Here is a 19,343-nt window from a genome sequence, read left to right as displayed (position 1 = left end):
TTTGCTTTCGTTTAGCACTGAGGCCTCCCGTATCGCCATCGTTGCACAAGCAGAAGAGGCGGGCTACGCGGCCGCCTGCTCTTCTAGTTCGTCATCAAGGTCGGCGGCGTTGGATTCGTCATCCTCGATCATGGCCTCCTGGCCGCTCGGTAGTTCGGCTGTGACCTGTACCTCCTTGCCCATGGCCTCGGCGATGATGTCCAGGAGCGCCTTGCTGCGGGCGGCGAAGAAGCCCTGGAAGTCGTCCTGGCGCAGCAACTCGGGCGCGATGACGTGGGTTTCAAGGAAGCTTTTCAGCTTTTCCGGGCCGATCTGGAACTTCTTCTCCAGACCCGGCAGGTAAGCGGAAGGAGCCTTGCCGCCGATCATGCGGTTCGTGCGGGCGGAGATGGCGGTCTTGTTAACGATGCAGTCCATCTCACGGGCATCGACGGCGTTCCCGGCACACCACTTCTTCGGAAAGATGTGGTGGATATCGATGGCCTCCTCCTCGAACACCTGGATGTTGATGGGGTTGCCGGTCCGGAAGTCGAGCCCGCCTTTCTCCATCAGGAGCGCGTAGACGCCCTTGTAGGCGGCGCTGCCGCGGGTCCGCAGGGTCAGCAGCCGTGTCGGGTTGAAGGCCGCATCGGTCACGGTCCGAGGTTCCGGGCCGCCCTTGATCCAGGCGAGCACCTCCGGAACGTCGCGGGCGAACCTGGTTTCGATGGCGCCGCCATAGAGTTCACCGAGGACGCCGCACCAGTACCAGCGTCGGAGCTTCTGCTTGATGCCGTGCCCCTCCCAGTCCGGCCCCAGGCAGGCCAGGATGATGGAAAGCGGCACCAGCTGCGACTGGTAGGGAAGGTCTTCCGAGCGGAAGATGCGGAGTTCGCGGATGAACTTCCCGGCCGCCAGCAAGCCGTCCAGAGCCGGCTTGCGGGCGCTCAGGTAATTGTCCAACGTCAGGTTCAGGATGGTGGCCCGGGTGCAGCTGACCGAGGGCAGGTGCTCGTCCTTGACGCCGTTGGCCGCCGCATCGAGGCGCTTGCGGTAGGTGTGGTAGAGCGCCACCGCCTGGAGGAAGTCGGTGGAGGCCGTCTTTTCCAGCACCCGATGCTTCTTCAGGGCCGGGTGCACCCCGAGGGTCTTGCGTATGCCGTCGCCCTTGCCGGCCGGCCCCAGCCAGTCGTCGCGGAGCCGGAATCCCTGCGCGTCGGCGGCGAAGCTGGCCGTCAGCAACTCGAACGCCGTCAGGGTGACGCCGCCGGTGTTCACCTTCTCGAAGACGTGGCAGACGGCCTCCTTGCTGACCTGGTCCGTGAGCGTGATCACGGGGATCTGGTACTGCATGAACCGTTGAATGACTTCCGCCTGGAACTTCGCGAACAATTCCGTCTTCTGCGGGTCGTACTTCCAGTAGGCCAGGAATCCGTTTTGCCACTCGAACGCGTTGAACAGCGAGGAGCACGGGAACATCAGGTTCTCGTACTCCAATTCGCGCGTGGAGAGGTCGAGCTCCACCTTGCCGGTGATGAGCTCCCGCTTCCGGCTGGGCGGCAGGCTTTCGACCGCTTCCTCACGGAGTTCGGGCGAGGCGACGCTTTTCTCGATATCGAAGTAGTACCAGCGCTCGATCCTCTGCTTCTTGGCGTTCACGGTGGCGGCCGGGGCGCCGAAGATCGTCGCCTGGAACAGCGATGTCAGACGCTGCTGGCCATCGAGGATGAGTTGCTCGGGGTCTTTGCAGGCGGGCTCCTTCACGCCTTCGACGGGACGCGGCTCGAACCGCAGCTTGCCGCCGGTCTGAAGCATCATCACCGCGCCGACCGGAAAGTCTCGGGAGACGCTGGCGAGAACGCCCTTGATGCGGTCGTCGTCCCAGACCCACCCCCTCTGGAAGTCGGGCAGCTGGATTCTCCCCGACCTCAGCCCGTCGAGCAGTTGGGAGAGGAAGATCGGGTGGGTCGTGAATATGCCGGGCATTCGGCCTCCATCGCGTCAAGCGCCGTCAGTACTTGTTGAGATCCGCAATTTTAGGGTCATCCAGGACACGGCGCTATCCGGACTCCGCGATGCCGAACATGGCCCAGGACACGGCGCTATCCGGTCTCCGCGATGCCGAACATGGCCTTCGCCGCCTGCCAGACCTCCATCGGGATCCGCTGCCAATGGGGATTGCTGATGGAGAAAATCCGGTTCCCGACGAAGGCCGTGACGCGCTCGACCACGTCGGGGTCAAAGCTCAGGACTCCGAGCGGCACCGCCACGGCCTCGGCCGCGCCGACCGGAGCATGGACGAGGACGGCTGCGACCCGTCCCGGCAGCAGCAGGATCTCAAGGCGGCCCGGGAACATGGGGGCCTCGGGCCCCTCCAGCAGGTGGCTGAACGCCTGCTCGATATGACGCCGCGGCCGGCCGGCGGTCACGGCGAGCGTGATGAAATCGGCCTCGCTGGCATCCGGCCCCGCCGACTCCGGATGGTTCTTGGCCAGTTCCTCCAGGACGTTCGGCAGCACACGCGTCTCGCCCCAGCCCGGCGTGCCGGGTACGACCCAGACCAGGCCGCCGACACTGGGCTGCGGCGATCCGCCCCCCGCATCCGCATCGGCGCTCGCCCTGGACTTGAACGCCTGAGCCGTCAGTTCGGCCGCCTTGACGAGCCGGGGAAGGTTACCCTCGGTGAGAAGCGACCCAACGATTCCCACCGTCATCCGGTCCTGCCGGAACTCGCCGGCGCGCTTCACCGTCTCCTTGAAGAAGCGCTCGACAGCGAAGCCGTCCCGCCGCGCGTACTCCCGAAGGTACTCCGGCGCCAGATCCAGCAGGCAGCCGTAGGCGTCCGCGTCGGTGGGCTGCCGACTGATCCGGAGCTTCGCCAGGTGGCGCGCCGCGGCATCTTCGACCGCCGACCGCTCGGCGAGGTCCAGACCCGACATCCACCGCTCCAGGTTGGCTATCGGCGCCCCGGGATTGAGCGACGACGATCTTGCGACGATTGTGACCACGCAGGAATACCTGTCTTCCGCCTTGACCGAATCAATCGAGTAGAGTTCGCGGAATCTGCCGTTGCCGTCGGTGGATGTCTTAAACTGCCGGAAGAAGTGACGGAATCTTTCCCGTACACGGATGCTGGGTTCGGCAAAAGCCCGTGGGTCGTACGGCTCCAGTTCCGGCAGCGCCCGGTCGAAGTCGTTCATGCTGTCTGGATCCGTAGGCGCGAAAGCCAGAAGGTCGAACCCCACCCGTTCGATCTCCTGTTCGACCTTGTATATCTGGGGGACTTCCTCATCAGCCCTGAACAGATTCCGACCGGCATCCATAATCCAGAGACGGCCGTCCCGTCTCGACACATAGCCTTTGCTTTCCGCTTCGCCAACGACGAAGCTGAACTCGCGATGGTCAAACCCGAAGAAGGCGGCCACGTCCTCTTCTGGGATGCCGTCCGCCGCGTGAACCAGGCGCAACAGGAACTCCAGCGTCAGGGACAGGTCCGCCTCTTTGGTGACCTTGTGAGTCACGCTGAACTTCCGGCAGGGCAGCCGGACGTCGAAGACGCCGATGTCGATGGCCTTGTCCTCTTCGGGCTCCGGAGGCGGCTTCGGCTTGCCGAGCGATAGGGTCGTGCGTTTCAGCGGACTCTGGCTCATGGCGCTCCTCCAGCGGCGGGCTCCTTGACGGACGCCTTCCGCCTCAATGCTTTCGATGCGTTGCGGATCTTTTCCATGAAGTCCTGAGCGTCGATGACCGACGCCTCGCCGATGGCCAGCTCCCGCTCGAACGCGGCGGCAACCAGACCCATCGGCCCCCGCTTCGGCCAGCGCGAGCGGGCGCCGACCAGGACGAGGCGGTCCATGGCGCGGCTGGCCGCCACGTTTATCCGGTTGGCGCGGGCCATGAAGCCTTCCCTGACTTCGCGGCGGCCGTCCGCAGGCGCGCCGTCCGCGTTGTTGCGCGTGAGCGAGAGCACGACGATAGGGTTTTCCTTGCCCTGATAGCTGTCGACCGTGCCGACCTTTATGTTGCGGCGCATGGCCTCGGTCAGCCCGGCCTGGCGGACCCGCTTGTCCAGGAGATCGCGTTGCGCGCCGTAGGTGCAGATGAGACCGATGGCATGCCGGTCTTCCGGCTGGTTGGCCAGCCATTGCTGGAAGGGGTCATGATCGTCCCACGCGCGCAGGAGACTGATGATCAGCTCCGCCTCTTTTCGGTTGACGAGGCTGGTTCCTTCTTCGGTCTGGAAGGCGCTCGTGCCCAGGGAATCGGTCTCCAGCCAACTGACAACGCTCCCCAGCTCCTCCGGGAGGACGTCCGGCGGGACGATGGGCGTCGTCCGCTCGTGCCGCAGGCTGCCGCCATAGAACGCCTGGGAGACGATGCGGCCGATGGGCGGCAGCATGCGGTACTGCCGGGAGAGCTGGTGGGATGCCGCCGCGCCGTACCTCGAGCCGAACAGCCTCTCGAAGTCGCTCATGATGATTTCCTCAGGGCCGATCCCGAGGTCGCTGCTGACTTGGCTGACGATTTCCGGCTTGTGGTGGGGCTCCAACTGAGACTGGTCGCCGACCAGCACGATCCAGCGCCCGGCCTGGATGGGGACAGCCAGTTCGCTCGCTGTGCACCGGGCAGCCTCGTCCACGATGACGAGGTCGAACGGTATCTGCGTCAGACCCAGCGCCCCGCGTCCCAGGCCGACGCAGGTTCCGGCCACGATCTGCCGGGTGCCGGCAAGGAACGTCTCGAAGCTGCGGCGCTCGGACGAGACGACGCCGATGAAGTCGTTGCCGAGCCGGATCGCCGACCGGATCTTGCGGACGACGGCCTCGCTGACCTGGGGGTGGCGCGCCGACAACCGGGCGACGACGGACCGGACCAAGGCGCCGCTGTCTTCGTAAGCGGACGGCTCCGCCGGGGCGCCCATTTTGTCGAGCAGCCGGGTCAGCGCCTCTTCCGGCGTCCGGCCGTCGGCCTTGGGCTTGGCCTGCTCCCGGTAGAACCGCTCAGCAAGCGGTCCGACAACCCGCTCCAGGAACACCAGCTGCGCCGTAAACTCGTCGGGAACGCCCAAGTATCGGCCAACAATCTTCATCCGGCGCTTGAACTGCGCTTTCAAACGGTCCTTGTAGGCGCTTTCGACCCGCGACGTATGGTAGGGCAGCAGCATCTTCGACACCGCGCCCTCCTGGCTGACGCGGATCATGCGGAGAGGTTCGTCGGCCTCGCCCATGAGCTTCATCACCGCTTCGGCGGCGTTGTTGACGGCCTCGTGCGACTGGCTTGCGAGCAGGACGTTCTTGGCAATGCCGGAAGTCAGCGCATAATGGGCCAGCGCGGCGATGAATTTCGTCTTGCCGGTGCCGGGCGGCCCCTGGACCAAGCCCACCGGGCGCGTCGCAACGATGCGCCTGAACGCCTCGACTTGGTCGTCGTTGAGCCCGTACCGGGACTCCAGCTGGGGTTCATCGACGGCGACGGCCTCTTTTGCCGGCTCCGCTCCCGAGCGGGGGTTGAACGCGTCGATGAGCCCGGCGGCGACCGAGCCGCGGCGGAGTATGCGGGAAATGGCGGCTTCCCGCCGATTGCGGCTCTGGTTCTCGAAATGGCTCTCGAACCGGAGTCTTTCCCCTTCGGACACCGCCGACCCTCCCAGCCCTGTCGGCTGGTTGAAGGGAATGATCATGAGACGCTCGGCGTCCGAAACCGTGTGGTCAAGCTTGCCGAATCTTACCCACCGACCCTTTTTGTACTTTTCGACCGTTACCCGGTCATCCTTTTTGTAATCGAACGCGCCGTTCTCCAGCTCGAAGGGCACGGCGTGACGCTGCGTGCCTCTGACCTCGATGCTGTTCCCTAACGCAACGCCGTCCGTCGTCAGGGCCTCCTCGGCGTCCATGAGCCGTCGCCAGAGGGTTGGGATGTCGATGCTGTCGATGCCTGTGCCCGGCGCCCCCGCCGCGGAACGGCCTGCGATCTCTTCACACAGTTCGTCTTCCGCGGCCTCGCCGTCCACCGCCGCTTCATCAAGGAAATCCGTTTCCTTCGAGGGGCGTCTTGGCGTCGTCCCGACCGCCGCCTTGGCGACCAACCCCCAGTGCTCCAGGACGTCCGGCTCATTCAGGATGTCGGCCAAGTCTCCCCAGTCGTACGCCGGGGTGCCGCGGACCTCCACGTCCATGACCACCTTCATGAACTCGAAGCGGGAAAACCCGGCGATGCGTCCCTGTTCGAGCGGAACGCGCTTCGCCCGCAGTGGCTTCATTTTCCAGTCGAGCTCGATCTGGATCTCCTCGAACGCTCCGCGGATGTAGAACGTCGGCCGATCCTTGGCGAACCGGAAGCAGAATTCGCCTTCGTCCGGCAATAGCGCGCCGGGGGTGGCCTCCACGAGGCCCAGGACCAGGCGCCTGCGGGCGACCGCTTTGGGCGGGTGGAGCAGGGCGTCAATGGTCTCGATGAGCGGGAGCAGGGTCAGGTTCTCGCTGCCGACCCTGCGGCAATCCGCAACCGCCCTTGCTACCGCGCGGCCAGCGTCGGATGTCCATGCTCCGGTTAGCTCCTCGGCAATCTTCGTGACGGCATATATGTCGCGCTCGTCGCGCCCGCCGCCTCCTGGGGGCGTGTACGCGGACGTCCGGATCTCGCCGTCGTCAACTGGGGTGAAATCGAAGAAGTCGATCAGGATCGGCTCCGGGTCGCCTTCCTGCGGCGCCAGGATGTTCTCCGGCTTGAGGTCGCCGTGCGGGTGTCCCGCCTCGTGCAGGGCGGTCACGCGGCGTGCGAGCCGCAGGATGAACTCCAGCACGGTCGCTTCCGAGTTCCACCGTTCCGGCACCAAGGCGACGGCGTCCGTGAGATTCGGAAGCCCGTGCCAGTCCTGGACAAGCACGATGGCGTCGTCCACCCAAGCCACGTGCCGGATGGCCGCAACGCCTTCCGGCGGCGACCGCCGGAAGCCGTCAGCGGACTCCAGAAAGTCGTGGATGCGGACCAGTTCCTTGCTCTGGTCGCCCCAGCACGTGCGCCGCCACATCTTCACCAGGACCGGGTTGCCGTTCCAGACGCTCCGCCACATCAGGATGCGGTTGTCCTCCCGCAGCAACTCCTCCTCTGGAAAGTCCCGGTAGAGCACGCGCTGATTTGGAATGGTCCGGAACCTCTCCAGCCCCTCCAACGCAGCCTGCTGGAGGAGCCTGTCGGACATGGCGTCGTCGAACGCTTCCAGCATCGCCTGGGCATCCGGGAAGCGCTCTTCCGGCACAAAGTTGAGCGCCCGCCCGAACCAACTGCACAGGCCGCCGAACTTGCCCTCCTCATCGACGGCGGGATCCCACTCCAGCACCCCAAGGCCGCTCGGCGCGTCGGGCATACGACCGAACAGCAGGCCGTGCACCGCGACGCCGAGCAGGAACACGTCCCGCCGCTTCTTGTCGGCGGCCTTGGCGGTGGCCTGACCGACGATGTCCTCCGGCAGGGCCGTGCTGCTCAGGAACTGGTAGCGCTTGTCGCCGAGCGACTTGGTTTCCGGAATGCTGGCGGAGAACAGGTGGGACAGCCGCACCGTCGTCGGCGTCTCCAACCACACGCTGTGCGTCCCGATGTCGAGATGGACCGCGTCCACCTCATGCAGCGCGGCTACCTTCGCGATGAGCTGTTGCGCCAGGGCGAGCCTGTCTTCCCGCGCCAGCCGGGTAACCTCCGAGGCCATGAACTCCGAAAGGCGCTTCAGGCGCCGGCTCCGGTCGAACACCTCCCAATAGCGGACGCTGCGCTCATGGTCGTCGACGCGCGGCTGCAATATGCTGGTGCGGAACTCTTCATGAAGGTTGTTGAGGGCGGCGATGACGATCTTTTCGCGGCCGGCGATGTCGTGGCGTCCCTCTTCGGTCTGGAACCGGGAGTCCGCCTTGGTGAAGTCCCACAGCCGAAGCAGGCCCGCCGCATTGGCGGTCACCCGGTCCTCGGCGTCGTACTCCGCGAACATGCCGGTCTGGTGGCGGAACGAGGAGTTTTCAGAGAGCGCCTGAAACGGGCCGTACTGCCGCTCACCATGACAGAAGGCCCCATCGCCGGCCCTGAAAAAACCGCCAAGCTTCTTGCGCCATTCGGCGCTCGTGAGCACGACCTCGTGCCTAGGCTTGCCCAGCCGATCGATGCGCGCCTTCGGACTCGCGATCATGCGGAGGAACGGGTCGATCATGTGGACGGCCTCGCGCTCCGTCTCCGCGATGCCGTCGATGTTCGGCTGCTGCGTCAGAACGACAAGGCCCTGCACCAGTGGCACGATGACGTCCCGTGAGCGCCCACCTTGGCGGCGCGCCAGCCTCTCCAGGTATCCCTTCAGCAGCAGTTCCAGATCCCGGCGGTTCTCCAGGATCTTCGCGACCGGCGAGCGCCCGCGGTCCATTCCGTTCTGCACCCAGCATCCGTTCATGGACTCGATGCGCCCATGCCAGTCCTTGAGGTCGATGAGCAGGATGCGGTCCGCCGCGATGAGGATGACGTCGATTTCCCGAGCCCCGCCGCGGGGCCGGGCCAAGTCGAGGTTCGTAAAGATCGTCCAGTCGTCCGGCAGCTTGGCCTTCAGGAGTTCCAAGCCCGCAACTTCGCGGCTGTGAGGGCCGCGGCCCATCGGAACAATGTTCACCATTGGACTAGGTCTCCGTAGGCTTGGAAGCGCAATTCCTCAACTCGATCAAGTCGCCGCAGACCCCTTTCCAATTGAACGATCGTTCTGTCAAGGATCTTGGAGAGATTTTCTATGTGCATGGGCGTTGGAAGATAAATAAAATAAATTTTTGTTGCCGCGTCATTGGAGAGATCCATGATTGCTTAGTGCGCAGTTACAGGAAGCAACACGGTCGTAATGCCCTTCATAGGGCAAGCTCTACCACGCCCATTGGATTGTGAACCGGCTCTACTGAGCCACCAAGGTTCAGCCCGCCAAATACAGCCAAGCCGCCCCGCAGGGGACGTCCAAGCAGGGCGGAGATGAGGGTGAGCAAAACGGTGACACCCGTTTAGATCGCACCCTTGGATGCATTGAAAGCTCGGAGTTGTATCATCGATATTGATACCTGCATCGGTTGTTGGGGATGCGTAGGCGGCGGACGAGAACCAAGAGGCAGAACCCAGTGCACCCGGACCACTGACGGATTGGCCACCGTTAGCTGTGAACGGAGCTGGTGAAGCGGCCTGTTTATTCTGTGACACTATGGAAACCGTAGTCGCTGTCGAACGCGTGGCTGAAAGGCCGATGCGGGGGAAGGAATGGTCCAAAGGGCCCAAAAAGGCAAGCGTGTTTGGGCTCAGCATGTTTCCCCCGTCTGCCCGTTCACCGCCGCCATGACGTTTTCACTGTTGAGCAGAATGATATGCTGGATTTCCGACCGGCGCGTCGATGCGTCCACATCGAGGCCGAACCACTTCAAAAAGTAGAAATGGAAGCACCGCCGCACGTCTATTACCGCGACGCCTCCCGTCATTCCGCAATCGGTCTCGACCACCTTCCTCTGACCGCCGGAAAGCTTGGAATGAAGGCCGATGATGGCCCGGATCCGTGTATGGCAGGCGATGTCTGTCTTGGCGTCGAAGCAGGACGGTTCGGGATGTCGGACGTCTGGCATCTGGGCTATGACAAAGTCTTTGAAGACATCGTCCTCATAACAGGCTGCACGGGAATGCCATCGGACCCCGTCGATGGCGAGGGTATGAGACGAAGGTCGACGCCAATCAGGCTCCGACTTTGACATAGAGACATAGACTGGTAGAAGACTTTGATCGGGGCGACATCCCTGACCGCTGCCACGTAACGCTTGAGGACAACCGGGTCGATGCGGCGCAAAGGTCCCGACACGAGGTCGAACGCTGGCGGCGTGTCCAGCCAGGAATCCGCTTCATTCGCCGCCCTGTCGCCTATCAGAAGCTGTGCCAAGTAGCGTGCCGGATCGGGCTTGACAATCGCGAGCTGAAAGATCTCCGAAGCTTTATATCGCTTTAGGCTCCGGTTGTACGCCATGTCGCCAGGAGCAATTTCGGCGTACCGTCCCAAGTCGGCCGACGCCTGCTGGGTGCAGATGCAAAAGCGGCGCGCCAGGTCGACGCGGCTGACGCTGCCTCCCCAGTAGAACCACGTGTCGATGAACGCCAAGCGTTGCGCGACGCCCCAGAAAATCGCCCCGTTCTGCCGCCTGTCCGCTCCCATCGGCCCTCAGGTCAATCAGGTTAATTGCCGCACTCAGAATTTTCTATCAAGGTTCCTACCTTATCGTAAGGGTTAATTCAACGTGGTTTCTTGCTAAGACACAGCTTGTTGCATGGATATGAGGTGAACCGCACTCGGTTCGTCAAAGTCCGGTTTGGTTGAGTCACGCTACCATCGCAACATCCTCGGCTTGAGCATAGTAGAGTATCTCGACCCAAGCGGAGGTAATGTTGCCGATGGACTTTGGGAGGCGCTTGTGATTGAACCAGTCCACCCCTTCCAGGATGGCGAACTCGACGGATTTCAGGATGTGCCATCGGCCGCGGCGCCGAATCAACTCGGTCTTCTAGAGGCCGTTGACGATCTCCGCCAAGACGTTGAATCGCCCTATACGGTTATAGGGGCTTTGAGGCAACGGGTCGCCACTATGCGCGCCCGGACAAGCTCCTGTCACACTCCCACAGTACTTCTTGAAGGCTGGCCATTATGACCTACGTCCCCAATCAGGATTGGGCCGTTCTCGATCTCGAGGCGAGCGCATTGCCGCCACGAAGCTATCCGGTAGAGATCGCCGTCGCATTTCCGGACGCCGACGTGATAGCCTGGCTTATCCAGCCGGCGCCAGTCTGGCTGCGCGACGGGAAGTGGGATCCCGCTGCGGAGCGTCTCCACAGGCTTTCCAGGGCAATGCTGCAGGGTCAAGGAGAGCCGCCCGGCCACGTGGTTGAACAGGTCTCCGCGGCCGTGCGCGGCCGTCAGGTCCTATCCGACAACATCGCCGCAGACAGCTACTGGCTCGGCGTTGTTTGCGCGGCTGCCCGCATCCGTCCGCCACCGTTTTACCTGACGGATTTCTGGGGGTGGTCGGAACCGCTCGCGTCGCCTCGGGAACGCGAACGGGCGCTGGCCGAAGCGTACCGGCGCCATCCGGCGCGGCACCGGGCAGCACCGGATGCGCGGCGGATCGCCTGTGCGATCAGCCTGCTGCTCGACCGGCCGTTCGGCAAGACCGACGCCCCGGCGATGTGACTGGTGCCCAGCTTCGGCTCAAAGCCTGCTTGCACGACGCCCAAGGGGCCGAAGCGATGCAGGGAGACCGGCAGGGTGCACGATGCTTCCGATCCTCACGACCAGGTTCGCCCTTCTATCAACAATACCAGACTAGGCTGAAGGCCGGGGGCACGAGCCGCTGGAGACGGGGATGGGCACGCAGCCATGCTTCGATGATATCCTGCAGATCCGGTGGATCGGCCCCGCGATGATCCGGCTCGAACAACCAGTCCAGACGGTCAGCCTGCTCGATCACGTCCATATTCACGGCGACCAATCCTCGTCTCGGCAGGACGATGCGCACGCCCTCGATGTGCATCGGCGTGGAACAGTAAGCCAGTTTCGGAGGTGATCGGCGTCCAATAACCGGCCGCCTCGGATCTGGCACAATACCACCCTTGGTTGGACGAGGGGGTGGCACGCGGGGATGCTGACAGTGGAGACGATCGCGCGGATACGGCGGGAGCACGCGAAGGGGCGGAGCGTTCGGGCCATCGCCCGGGCGTTGAAGATCAACCGGGAGACAGTGACGAAGTACCTGCGGTCCGGTGAGACGGCGCCGCGGTACGAGCGGACGCGGCAGCCGTATCCGAAGCTGGGGCAGTTCCAGGCGGAGCTGGAACGGCTGATCGCGGAGAACGACCGCCGGCCGGCGCGCGACCGGCTCGACTACCGGGGGCTCTTCAACCAGTTGACAGCGGCCGGGTTCGAGGGCGGCTACGACGCCGTGCGGCGCTATATCACGCGATGGAAGCGGCGCCAGCCGGCGACGACGGCCGAGGCATTCGTGCCGCTGACCTTCGCACCGGGCGAGGCTTACCAGTTCGACTGGGCGGAGGAGTGGATCGTCCTGGACGGGGTGACGACGAAGGTGCAGGTGGCCCACGTGCGCCTGTGCCACAGCCGGATGCCGTTCGTGGCGGTCTACCCGCGCCAGACCCAGGAGATGGTGTTCGACGCCCACGCCCGCGCCGCGGCATTCTACGGCGGCCTGTGCGAGCGCGGCATCTACGACAACATGAAGACGGCGGTTGACGCCGTGTTCGTCGGCAAGGAGCGGCGCTTCAACCGCCGCTTCGCCCAGATGTGCTCGCACTATCTGGTCGAGCCGGTGGCCTGCACTCCGGCCTCGGGCTGGGAGAAGGGGCAGGTCGAGAACCAGGTCGGCACGTTGCGCCACCGCCTGTTCATCCCACGCCTGCGGGCGGCGACGCTGGAGGAAGTAAACGAGCGGCTGCGCCACGCCGTGGAAGCGTGGGCGCGCACCGCACCGCATACCGAGTTCCCGAACCGGACGGTGTGGGCGGTGTTCGAGGCGGAGCGGCCGGCGCTGGTCGCCGTGGCCAACGCCTTCGACGGCTTCCACGAGATCACGGCCAGCGCGTCGAAGACCTGCCTGATCCGCTTCGAGCGCAACCGCTACAGCGTGGCGGCGGCGGCCGCCGGCAAGCCGGTGCAGGTACGCGCCTACGCCGACCGGCTCGTGGCGTGGTGCGATGGGACGGTGGTGGCCGAGCACCGGCGGGCCTTCGGGCACGGCCACACGATCTACGATCCGCTGCACTACCTGCCGGTTCTCGCCCGCAAGCCCGGCGCGCTGCGCAACGGGGCGCCGTTCCGGCAGTGGGAGCTGCCTGCGGCCCTGGCCAAGGTGAGGGCCCGGCTGGGCCGCTCCGACGAAGCCGACCGGCAGTTCGTCGGCATTCTCGCCGCCATCCTGACCGACGGCCTGGACGCGGTGGAGGCCGCCTGCCGCGAGGCGCTGGCGAGCGGGACGCACAGCCGGGACGTCATCCTGAACATCCTCGCCCGGCGCCACGACGTCACCCCGACGCCGCCCGTGGCAGTGCCGGCGGCGCTGACGCTGACGATCGAACCGGCCGCCGACTGCGCGCGCTACGACGGCCTGCGCGCGGCACGGGAGAGCTGTCATGGAGCGGCATGAGCTGATGGCGATGATGGCCGAGCTCAGCCTGGCGGGAATGCGCGCGGTCTACGACGAGGTGATGGCGGACGGCCTGAAGCGGCAGCGCACCGTCCAGCAGATCCTGGGCGACCTGCTGGCCGCGGAGCGCGCCGAGAAGAAGGCGCGCTCAATCCGCTACCAGCTCGGCGCGGCCAGGCTGCCGCTGGCCAGGACGCTTGCCGAGTTCGACTTCGCGGCCAGCCCGGTGAACGAAGCGCTGGTGCGCGACCTGCACGACGGCGGCTTCCTGGAGACCCAGCGCAACGCCGTGTTCGTCGGCGGAACCGGTTCCGGCAAGACGCACATCTGCATCGCCATCACCGCCAACTGCGTACGCCGCGGCGCGCGCGCCCGGTTCTTCAACGTCATCGACCTGGTGAACCGGCTGGAGGCCGAGGCCCGGGCCGGTCAGGCCGGCAAGCTCGCCGACCAGCTGACCCGCGTCGATCTGGTGGTGCTGGACGAGCTCGGCTACCTGCCGTTCTCCCAGAATGGCGGCCAGCTGCTGTTCCATACGCTGAGCAAGCTCTATTCCCGGACGTCGGTGTTCATCACGACGAACCTGAGCTTCGCCGAGTGGCCGTCCGTCTTCGGGGGCGACACCAAGATGACGGCCGCCCTGCTCGACCGGCTGACGCACCACTGCGACATCCTGGAGACCGGGAACGAAAGCTGGCGGTTCAAGAACCGCTCCTGACCTTCCTTCCGCCCGTGCCTTGTCCAGGGGGGCCCACAGGTTCCCTCCCACACGCGCCGCTACGTCGGTCATGACGGGCACTCCGCGGCGCGCGCGGGTCCCTCCCGTGGACTCCCTGGACAAGAGATTCTGCAACCAAAAGAATGGTTGGATATTGGACGCCGATGCTGGCTGGTTATTCGAAGCCGATTGACACCCTCGACGCCGGTGGCTGCCATGACCTCGGCGTGGCCCGGCTCTACTCCGCGCCAGCAGATGAGATGGTCCGGCCGCGCGACGCAGCGGATCGGACCGTCGCCCGGGGGCATTCCGTCAGGGCTGTCCGGATTGCGGATCAGGAGCATCGTGACCGTTCGGTGTTGCCGATGCGCGGACCCGCTGCCGCTCCGGCCGGCCGACCGTCGGGGGTGACGAGAGCCAGATCGCTGCTTGTTCCCGTCATCGCGGCACACTCCGTGGTAAACCGTCCCTTGAATAGCGGGACGGCGATCAGTCGCGGACGGCCTCCAGGTGCCGGTCACTGCCCGGAAAGCATCGGCGCATACTGCTGCCTCGTCTCTCAGACATAGCCGATCTGGTAGGGCGTGCTGCCGCGCAGCGCCAGTTCCTCATCCAGCATCCGGCACAGGGATGTCGCATCCGCTGCGTCTCCCTGAAACTCCATGCGCCGCCGGACGACGGCGTAATCCCCGCAGGTCAGTCCCCCTAAGCGTGCCAGTTCGCGCGGGGCCTCAACACCGAAGAAAAACCTGAAGGCCTCGCCCGCCTGTATTGCCGTCAGCGGCGACAGACGGATCTTGAGGTCGAAGCGGCGCAGGCAGGCGGGATCGAGCCGATCGATCCGGTTCGTCGTCGCCGCGACCGGGCCGGTGTGCGCGTCCATCGCGGCCAGGAACTCGTTGACCTGCGTCCACTCCCAGGAGTGCTCCGCGTCGCGGCGGTCGGCGATCAGGCTGTCGGCCTCGTCTCGGCGATCAGGCTGTCGGCCTCGTCGAAGATCAGCAAACCGCCGTCCCGCGCCGCCTCCCGGAATGCTGCGGCGATGTTCTGTTCGGTCCCGCCGACGAAGCACGAGAACAGGTCCGAGGCGCGCTTCTCGATCACCTCGTACCCGAGCTGTGCCGCCAGATAGCGGGCGTAAACGCTCTTGCCGGTGCCCGGCTCGCCGTGCAGCAGCAGGGTGAAGCACCGGTCCCGGCCGCGGCGGCGAAGTCCGTCCGCAAGCGCACCGAGGTCCATGCCGGCGTTGAGCAGGCCGGGCGAGAAGTCGGCGGAACTGCCGTGTCTGCGCATCGTTGGCCGTTCCCTACCGGTCACGAGCGGCACCATGGCATCGAGCACCGCTGCGATGTCGTCCCGGCCGCCCCCGGCCAGCTTCGCCGAACGCAGCGCCGTGGCGACGAGGCCGGGTGCGGCGTTGCTGGTCCGCGCCAGCGGGACGAGTTCGGCCTCATCGAGCCGGTCCAGCTGCTCGCGGCCGGCGAGCCGGCGCCAGACGGCCGACCGCGCCGCAGGGCCGGGAGTCTCGACCTGGACGATCATGCTCATCCGGCGCAGGAACGCGGGGTCGAAGCGGCCGACCTTGTTGCTGGTCCACAGGATCGGGACGGGGTTATCCTCCACCAGCCGGTTAAGCCAGACCTTTGCCCCCTGCTCGCCACGGGGCAGGGCCAGCAGGTCCTCCATCTCGTCGAACAGGACAAGGCTTCGGCCTCTTCCGGCGAGCAGCCGCTGCGCCATCCGCAGCTCGGCCAGCCGCGTCCCGCGCCCGGGCTCAAATCCCTCGTCGTCGCTCTCGCCGATGGCATGCAGGACAGCACCTGCCCGGGCGGCCAGCGCCGCACAAAGCTCGGTCTTGCCAGTGCCGGGCGGCCCGACCAGCAGCACGCTGACGCCGCGCGCCCGCGCGTCCAGCGCACCGGCGAGCAGGCGCGCCAGCTGGTCCGCCTGGGGCAGCCAGGAGAAATCGTCCCAATCGAGCGTCGGCGCGGCGGTGCGCCCGACCAGCACCCGGCGCAGGCTCTCCGCATCCGGCCAACACCTTGTCAGGGCCGTCTCCACCCGCTCGGGGACATCAAAGAAGCAGCCGTAACCGACCAAGCCCCCGGATCCCTCCACCCTCATGACGAGCCCCGACCGGACCAGCCAGGCCCCCGGGAGGATCCGGCGGCGGATATCCTCGGGATCACGGCCGAGCAGTGCCGCTATACAGCGCGGGGGGCTGCCCAGATCCCGGCCCAGCGCGTCGGCGAGTCTGCGGACGGCGTCGATGCGCGCGCAGTTCAGCAGCAGGCCCAGGATCTCCATGTCGCGCGGATCGGCCGCGAGCATGCCGCCGAGCAGCGTGAGATTGCGGGAGACCGGGTCGTCCTCGCCGGCTCCCGTCACCGCGCCGATGCAATCGAGAGCCCTGCGCAATGCCTTGTCGTCTTTTTTCCCCGGATCCGGATTGCCGCCGTGTCTGCAGTCCGCCAACCGGCTCAGGGCTTCGTCAAGGTCGTTTCCGGCCGGCAGCCCGAGGAAACCGCGCCACTTGGCCAGCCAGGACGCGAGCACCGGCACGACGGCGGGGCCGAACGGACCGGTGACCGCAGTGCGCAGGTAGTCGCCGGCGATCCGGCTGTCGGTGCGGACTGCCGGCGCGGATAGGGGCCGTTCGCAAAGGTCGTCGAAGTCGGGTACGTCCACCAGCCGGGCTCCATGCCGTTGAATCCGGTCGCATGGTCTCACGCCTGCGCCGGTCGTCAAGAAACGGTCCGTCAACATCTGACGCATAGGATGGCCCGGCATTCGCCGCCAGGCGCAGTCACGGAGGCATCCTTGGCCTACGGCCAGATCGATAACATCTTCCAGCTCCTGCTGATGATGCAGGGAACGCGCCTGGGCGTTTCGCTGCAGGACATCCAGGAGGAATTCCACGTCAGCCGGCGCACGGCCGAGCGCATGCGCGATGTCGTGGTCCGGGCATTCGGCGACCGCGTCGAAGTGGTTCCCTCCGACGAACCGGTGAAGCGCTGGCGCATTGCCCCCGGCACGCTCGGCGAGCTGGTCGCCGTCACCCCGGAGGAGCTGCTCGAGATGGAGGCGGCGGAGCAGGCGCTGCGGCGCGAGGGACTCGAGGTGCGGGCCGTCATCCTGGGCCGGCTTGCCGTCAAGCTGCGGGCATCACTACGGCCTCGGGAACTCGCCCGCATGGAGCCCGACCTCGCGGCCCTGATCGAGGCCGAGGGGCTTGCCGCGCGGCCGGGACCCCGTCCGGTCGTGACGCCCGAGGTACTCGCCCCGCTCCGCCATGCCTTCAAGGCGATGGAGCGGGTACGCCTGTACTATTCGCCGCGCGGCGGCGGGAAGGCGGGCTGGCGGACCGTGTCGCCGCTCGGCCTGCTCTACGGCGTTCGGCACTATCTCGTCGCAGTGCCGGACGGCAGGACCCAGCCGCGGCTGTACAGCCTGCCGAACATCGGCAAGGTGGAGCCCTTGGCAGAGACGGCGGACCGCCCCCCGGACTTCGACCTGCGCCGCTACGCCGCCCAGTCGTTCGGCATCTTCCAGGAGCAGCCGGCCGACATCGTGCTGCGCTTCGATCCGGCCCGTGCCGCCGACGCCGCGTCGCACCGGTTCCATGACGACGAAGCCAAGGAAGCCGGGCCGGACGGCGCGCTGCTCGTCCGGTTCCGCGCCGGCGGGCTCAAGGAGCTCTGCTGGCACCTGTTCACCTGGGAACCCCATGTCGAGATCATCGAGCCGATTTCCCTACGTCGGGACTATGCCCGGATGCTGTCGGATGCATCGGTCCGCCACGGTGCCGTCTGAGGTGGAGCGGCAGACTCACCCCGGCTCCGAGCTTCAGTGGCGGAAGTCCACGTTCCCGGCGGATTGCGGAGGAAAGCGGCCGGGAGCGCGACCCGCTGCATCGCCGTGCGGCGCCCCGCTGCTGACGGTCGTCCGTCCGGCGCGCACGACCCGATCCAGGGATCTCCGGCGGTTCCGGTCAGGAGTGCTCGAGCCTTTCGACGGTACCTCTATCCAGGGCGCCGCCGAAATGCCTCTGCAGTGCGTCGTGGAAAGCCGAGCCGTCAGGCTTGGCCAGGGCGAAGAGGGTCATTGACGAGTGGAACTTCAAGTCATCCGGTCTCCCGAAGATCTCGTGGACCGATCGGCCCTTCACCTGGTTGACCACCCTTGTGAGTTCTACCAGCCGTGAGCCGAGAACCGGGTGCTCCAGGTAGGCGCGTGCTTCGGCCAGTGACTGGATGGCATACCGGCGAGCCATCGCGCTGTACCCCAGCCCGGCGATTTGCGGAAACACGAACCACATCCAGTGGCTGTCTTTCCGCCCGGCGGCAAGCTCCCGCCGAACCCGTGCGATGACCGGCTCCTGAGCCCGGACAAATCGGTCCAAATGGAATTCGTCGGCCATTGTCCGTCCTTCAATGCTGTACCATCAACGCTGAGCGAACCTCTTTCCCAGAGCCTTCAGGCACCGGGTGTCCATGCCAGGATCCCGGAGACTCCAATTCGGGCGCTGATCCTGCGGGACCGGGCCGAAATTATTTGTCCGTACATCATTGCCCACCCAAGTAGCCTGCACGCGCTTCATCGCCTTCTCTCGTGCCCGATGCCTGCAGCATGACGACCCCCTGCTTTCCGCCCTGACAGATTATCAGGCGCCGCATGTCCTCATAACAGGCAGCCCGGCTCCAGGGTCACGCGCACCCCTTCGATGCAGCTGGTCGACACGAAGTCCCGTACGCCGTCTGGTCGTGACCGCAACGGCGACCCGGGAGCGGTCGGTCACTTTCCGGTCGATCACGGCGGGTAGACCACGGGGGCGTAAGATCGAGGAGTTTCTGCGGCAAGGAAGGCCGCGAACATGACCGCGCCGAAGCATGTCAGGCGTGCTCGTCTTGTGCCCGGCTCGCCCGCATGCGATGAGGCGCCGTCCAGTCGCGGCGTTTCCGTCTGCGGCATCGGGAGGTGGAGGGTGCGGATGCAGCTGAAGAGAGGACGCCGGCGGCCTCAGCGCCGGGGATTTTCCCGGCTGAACGAAAGGCGCAGGATACGTCTTTGGAAGGGAAAGCGCTTTTTCGAGCGGATCTGCCTTCATTGCGGGAATGGTATCCCGGGTGCGGGCAACCGGCTGGTCCGCCGGTTGTCCATCCTGTCGTGGCATCTTCAGGTCATCAGGCCGATGCATTCGCCGCGCCGGCGGTATCGTGGAGAACCTTGCGAATGCCGGCGGTGGCCCCACGACAACCGCCTTCTTGCATCGATGCGCAGGAAGCGGAGGCTGATCTGGGACAACACCATGACCGAGTCGTTCCGGGCGGAGATGGCCGCCTTGTGGTGCGCTCTGATGGAGGGGCCTCCGGGAGCAGCCCCGTCCCTGTCGACGCCGAGCCACGCTCCGGGGACCGGTCGAAAAGCCGCTCCCGGACGTTGGACCGAAT

General features: G+C 65.8%; 13 protein-coding genes and 1 pseudogene. 4 read left to right on the top strand and 10 right to left on the bottom strand.

Annotation, left to right across the window (positions count from 1 at the left end; translation table 11 throughout):
* Nucleotides 1–63: 63 nt before the first annotated feature.
* The 6 genes and pseudogenes from JL100_RS15355 to JL100_RS15330 form a co-directional block, all read right to left on the bottom strand.
* Complete coding sequence (locus tag JL100_RS15355; RefSeq protein ID WP_202681514.1) at nucleotides 64–1,965, bottom strand: GmrSD restriction endonuclease domain-containing protein; 1,902 nt, start codon at nucleotides 1,963–1,965, stop codon at nucleotides 64–66.
* Nucleotides 1,966–2,081: 116 nt separating this feature from the next.
* Nucleotides 2,082–3,500, bottom strand: coding sequence for a hypothetical protein (locus tag JL100_RS15350; RefSeq protein WP_202681515.1), 1,419 nt, complete (start codon nucleotides 3,498–3,500; stop codon nucleotides 2,082–2,084).
* A gap of 125 nt (nucleotides 3,501–3,625) precedes the next feature.
* Nucleotides 3,626–8,572, bottom strand: coding sequence for an AAA domain-containing protein (locus tag JL100_RS15345; protein WP_202681523.1), 4,947 nt, complete (start codon nucleotides 8,570–8,572; stop codon nucleotides 3,626–3,628).
* Nucleotides 8,573–9,284: 712 nt separating this feature from the next.
* A complete protein-coding gene (locus JL100_RS15340) occupies nucleotides 9,285–9,602 on the bottom strand; it encodes a hypothetical protein (RefSeq protein ID WP_202681525.1) in 318 nt (105 codons plus the stop codon).
* Between the two features lie 5 nt (nucleotides 9,603–9,607).
* Nucleotides 9,608–10,180, bottom strand: coding sequence for a hypothetical protein (locus JL100_RS15335; RefSeq protein WP_228420731.1), 573 nt, complete (start codon nucleotides 10,178–10,180; stop codon nucleotides 9,608–9,610).
* 163 nt (nucleotides 10,181–10,343) lie between these two features.
* Nucleotides 10,344–10,559: pseudogene (locus JL100_RS15330) on the bottom strand (IS3 family transposase); the annotation flags it as partial.
* A gap of 107 nt (nucleotides 10,560–10,666) precedes the next feature.
* Here JL100_RS15330 and JL100_RS15325 point away from each other — a divergent pair.
* The gene (locus tag JL100_RS15325) at nucleotides 10,667–11,209 is read left to right on the top strand and encodes a 3'-5' exonuclease (protein WP_202681529.1); all 543 of its coding nucleotides are present in this window, start codon (nucleotides 10,667–10,669) and stop codon (nucleotides 11,207–11,209) included.
* 118 nt (nucleotides 11,210–11,327) lie between these two features.
* Here JL100_RS15325 and JL100_RS15320 read toward each other — a convergent pair whose 3' ends face one another.
* Complete coding sequence (locus tag JL100_RS15320) at nucleotides 11,328–11,549, bottom strand: hypothetical protein (protein WP_202681531.1); 222 nt, start codon at nucleotides 11,547–11,549, stop codon at nucleotides 11,328–11,330.
* Between the two features lie 108 nt (nucleotides 11,550–11,657).
* Here JL100_RS15320 and istA point away from each other — a divergent pair, with 108 nt between their 5' ends.
* The gene (istA, locus tag JL100_RS15315) at nucleotides 11,658–13,175 is read left to right on the top strand and encodes an IS21 family transposase (RefSeq protein WP_202681533.1); all 1,518 of its coding nucleotides are present in this window, start codon (nucleotides 11,658–11,660) and stop codon (nucleotides 13,173–13,175) included.
* On the top strand, nucleotides 13,162–13,893 hold the full coding sequence (gene istB / locus JL100_RS15310) for an IS21-like element helper ATPase IstB (RefSeq protein WP_202681535.1): 732 nt from the start codon (nucleotides 13,162–13,164) through the stop codon (nucleotides 13,891–13,893). Before istA ends, istB begins: the two co-directional genes overlap by 14 nt.
* A gap of 559 nt (nucleotides 13,894–14,452) precedes the next feature.
* On the opposite strand, the gene JL100_RS36540 is transcribed toward istB, so the two are convergent.
* The gene (locus JL100_RS36540; protein WP_267133614.1) at nucleotides 14,453–14,842 is read right to left on the bottom strand and encodes an AAA family ATPase; all 390 of its coding nucleotides are present in this window, start codon (nucleotides 14,840–14,842) and stop codon (nucleotides 14,453–14,455) included.
* On the bottom strand, nucleotides 14,842–16,581 hold the full coding sequence (locus tag JL100_RS36685; RefSeq protein ID WP_202681536.1) for an AAA family ATPase: 1,740 nt from the start codon (nucleotides 16,579–16,581) through the stop codon (nucleotides 14,842–14,844). The genes JL100_RS36540 and JL100_RS36685 overlap by 1 nt, the downstream gene beginning before the upstream one ends.
* A gap of 132 nt (nucleotides 16,582–16,713) precedes the next feature.
* Here JL100_RS36685 and JL100_RS15295 point away from each other — a divergent pair, with 132 nt between their 5' ends.
* On the top strand, nucleotides 16,714–17,706 hold the full coding sequence (locus JL100_RS15295) for a helix-turn-helix transcriptional regulator (protein ID WP_202681537.1): 993 nt from the start codon (nucleotides 16,714–16,716) through the stop codon (nucleotides 17,704–17,706).
* A gap of 178 nt (nucleotides 17,707–17,884) precedes the next feature.
* Here JL100_RS15295 and JL100_RS15290 read toward each other — a convergent pair whose 3' ends face one another.
* Nucleotides 17,885–18,313 carry a DUF1810 domain-containing protein gene (locus tag JL100_RS15290; protein WP_202681538.1) on the bottom strand — a complete coding sequence of 143 codons (429 nt, stop codon included), beginning with the start codon at nucleotides 18,311–18,313 and terminating at the stop codon, nucleotides 17,885–17,887.
* Nucleotides 18,314–19,343: the final 1,030 nt, after the last annotated feature.

Source organism: Skermanella mucosa (assembly GCF_016765655.2).
In the GTDB taxonomy this organism is placed as follows: Bacteria; Pseudomonadota; Alphaproteobacteria; order Azospirillales; family Azospirillaceae; genus Skermanella; species Skermanella mucosa.
Note: the sequence above shows the minus strand (reverse complement) of the source record. Positions and strands in the feature narration are given on the sequence as shown.

Bases quoted from the DNA above. Each gene is read 5' to 3' on its own strand.
- JL100_RS15340 (WP_202681525.1), bottom strand. From the start codon at position 9,602: ATGCCAGACGTCCGACATCCCGAACCGTCCTGCTTCGACGCCAAGACA.
- JL100_RS15335 (WP_228420731.1), bottom strand. From the start codon at position 10,180: ATGGGAGCGGACAGGCGGCAGAACGGGGCGATTTTCTGGGGCGTCGCG.
- JL100_RS15320 (WP_202681531.1), bottom strand. From the start codon at position 11,549: ATGCACATCGAGGGCGTGCGCATCGTCCTGCCGAGACGAGGATTGGTC.
- JL100_RS15290 (WP_202681538.1), bottom strand. From the start codon at position 18,313: ATGGCCGACGAATTCCATTTGGACCGATTTGTCCGGGCTCAGGAGCCG.
- istB (WP_202681535.1), top strand. From the start codon at position 13,162: ATGGAGCGGCATGAGCTGATGGCGATGATGGCCGAGCTCAGCCTGGCG.
- JL100_RS15325 (WP_202681529.1), top strand. From the start codon at position 10,667: ATGACCTACGTCCCCAATCAGGATTGGGCCGTTCTCGATCTCGAGGCG.
- JL100_RS15355 (WP_202681514.1), bottom strand. From the start codon at position 1,965: ATGCCCGGCATATTCACGACCCACCCGATCTTCCTCTCCCAACTGCTC.
- istA (WP_202681533.1), top strand. From the start codon at position 11,658: ATGCTGACAGTGGAGACGATCGCGCGGATACGGCGGGAGCACGCGAAG.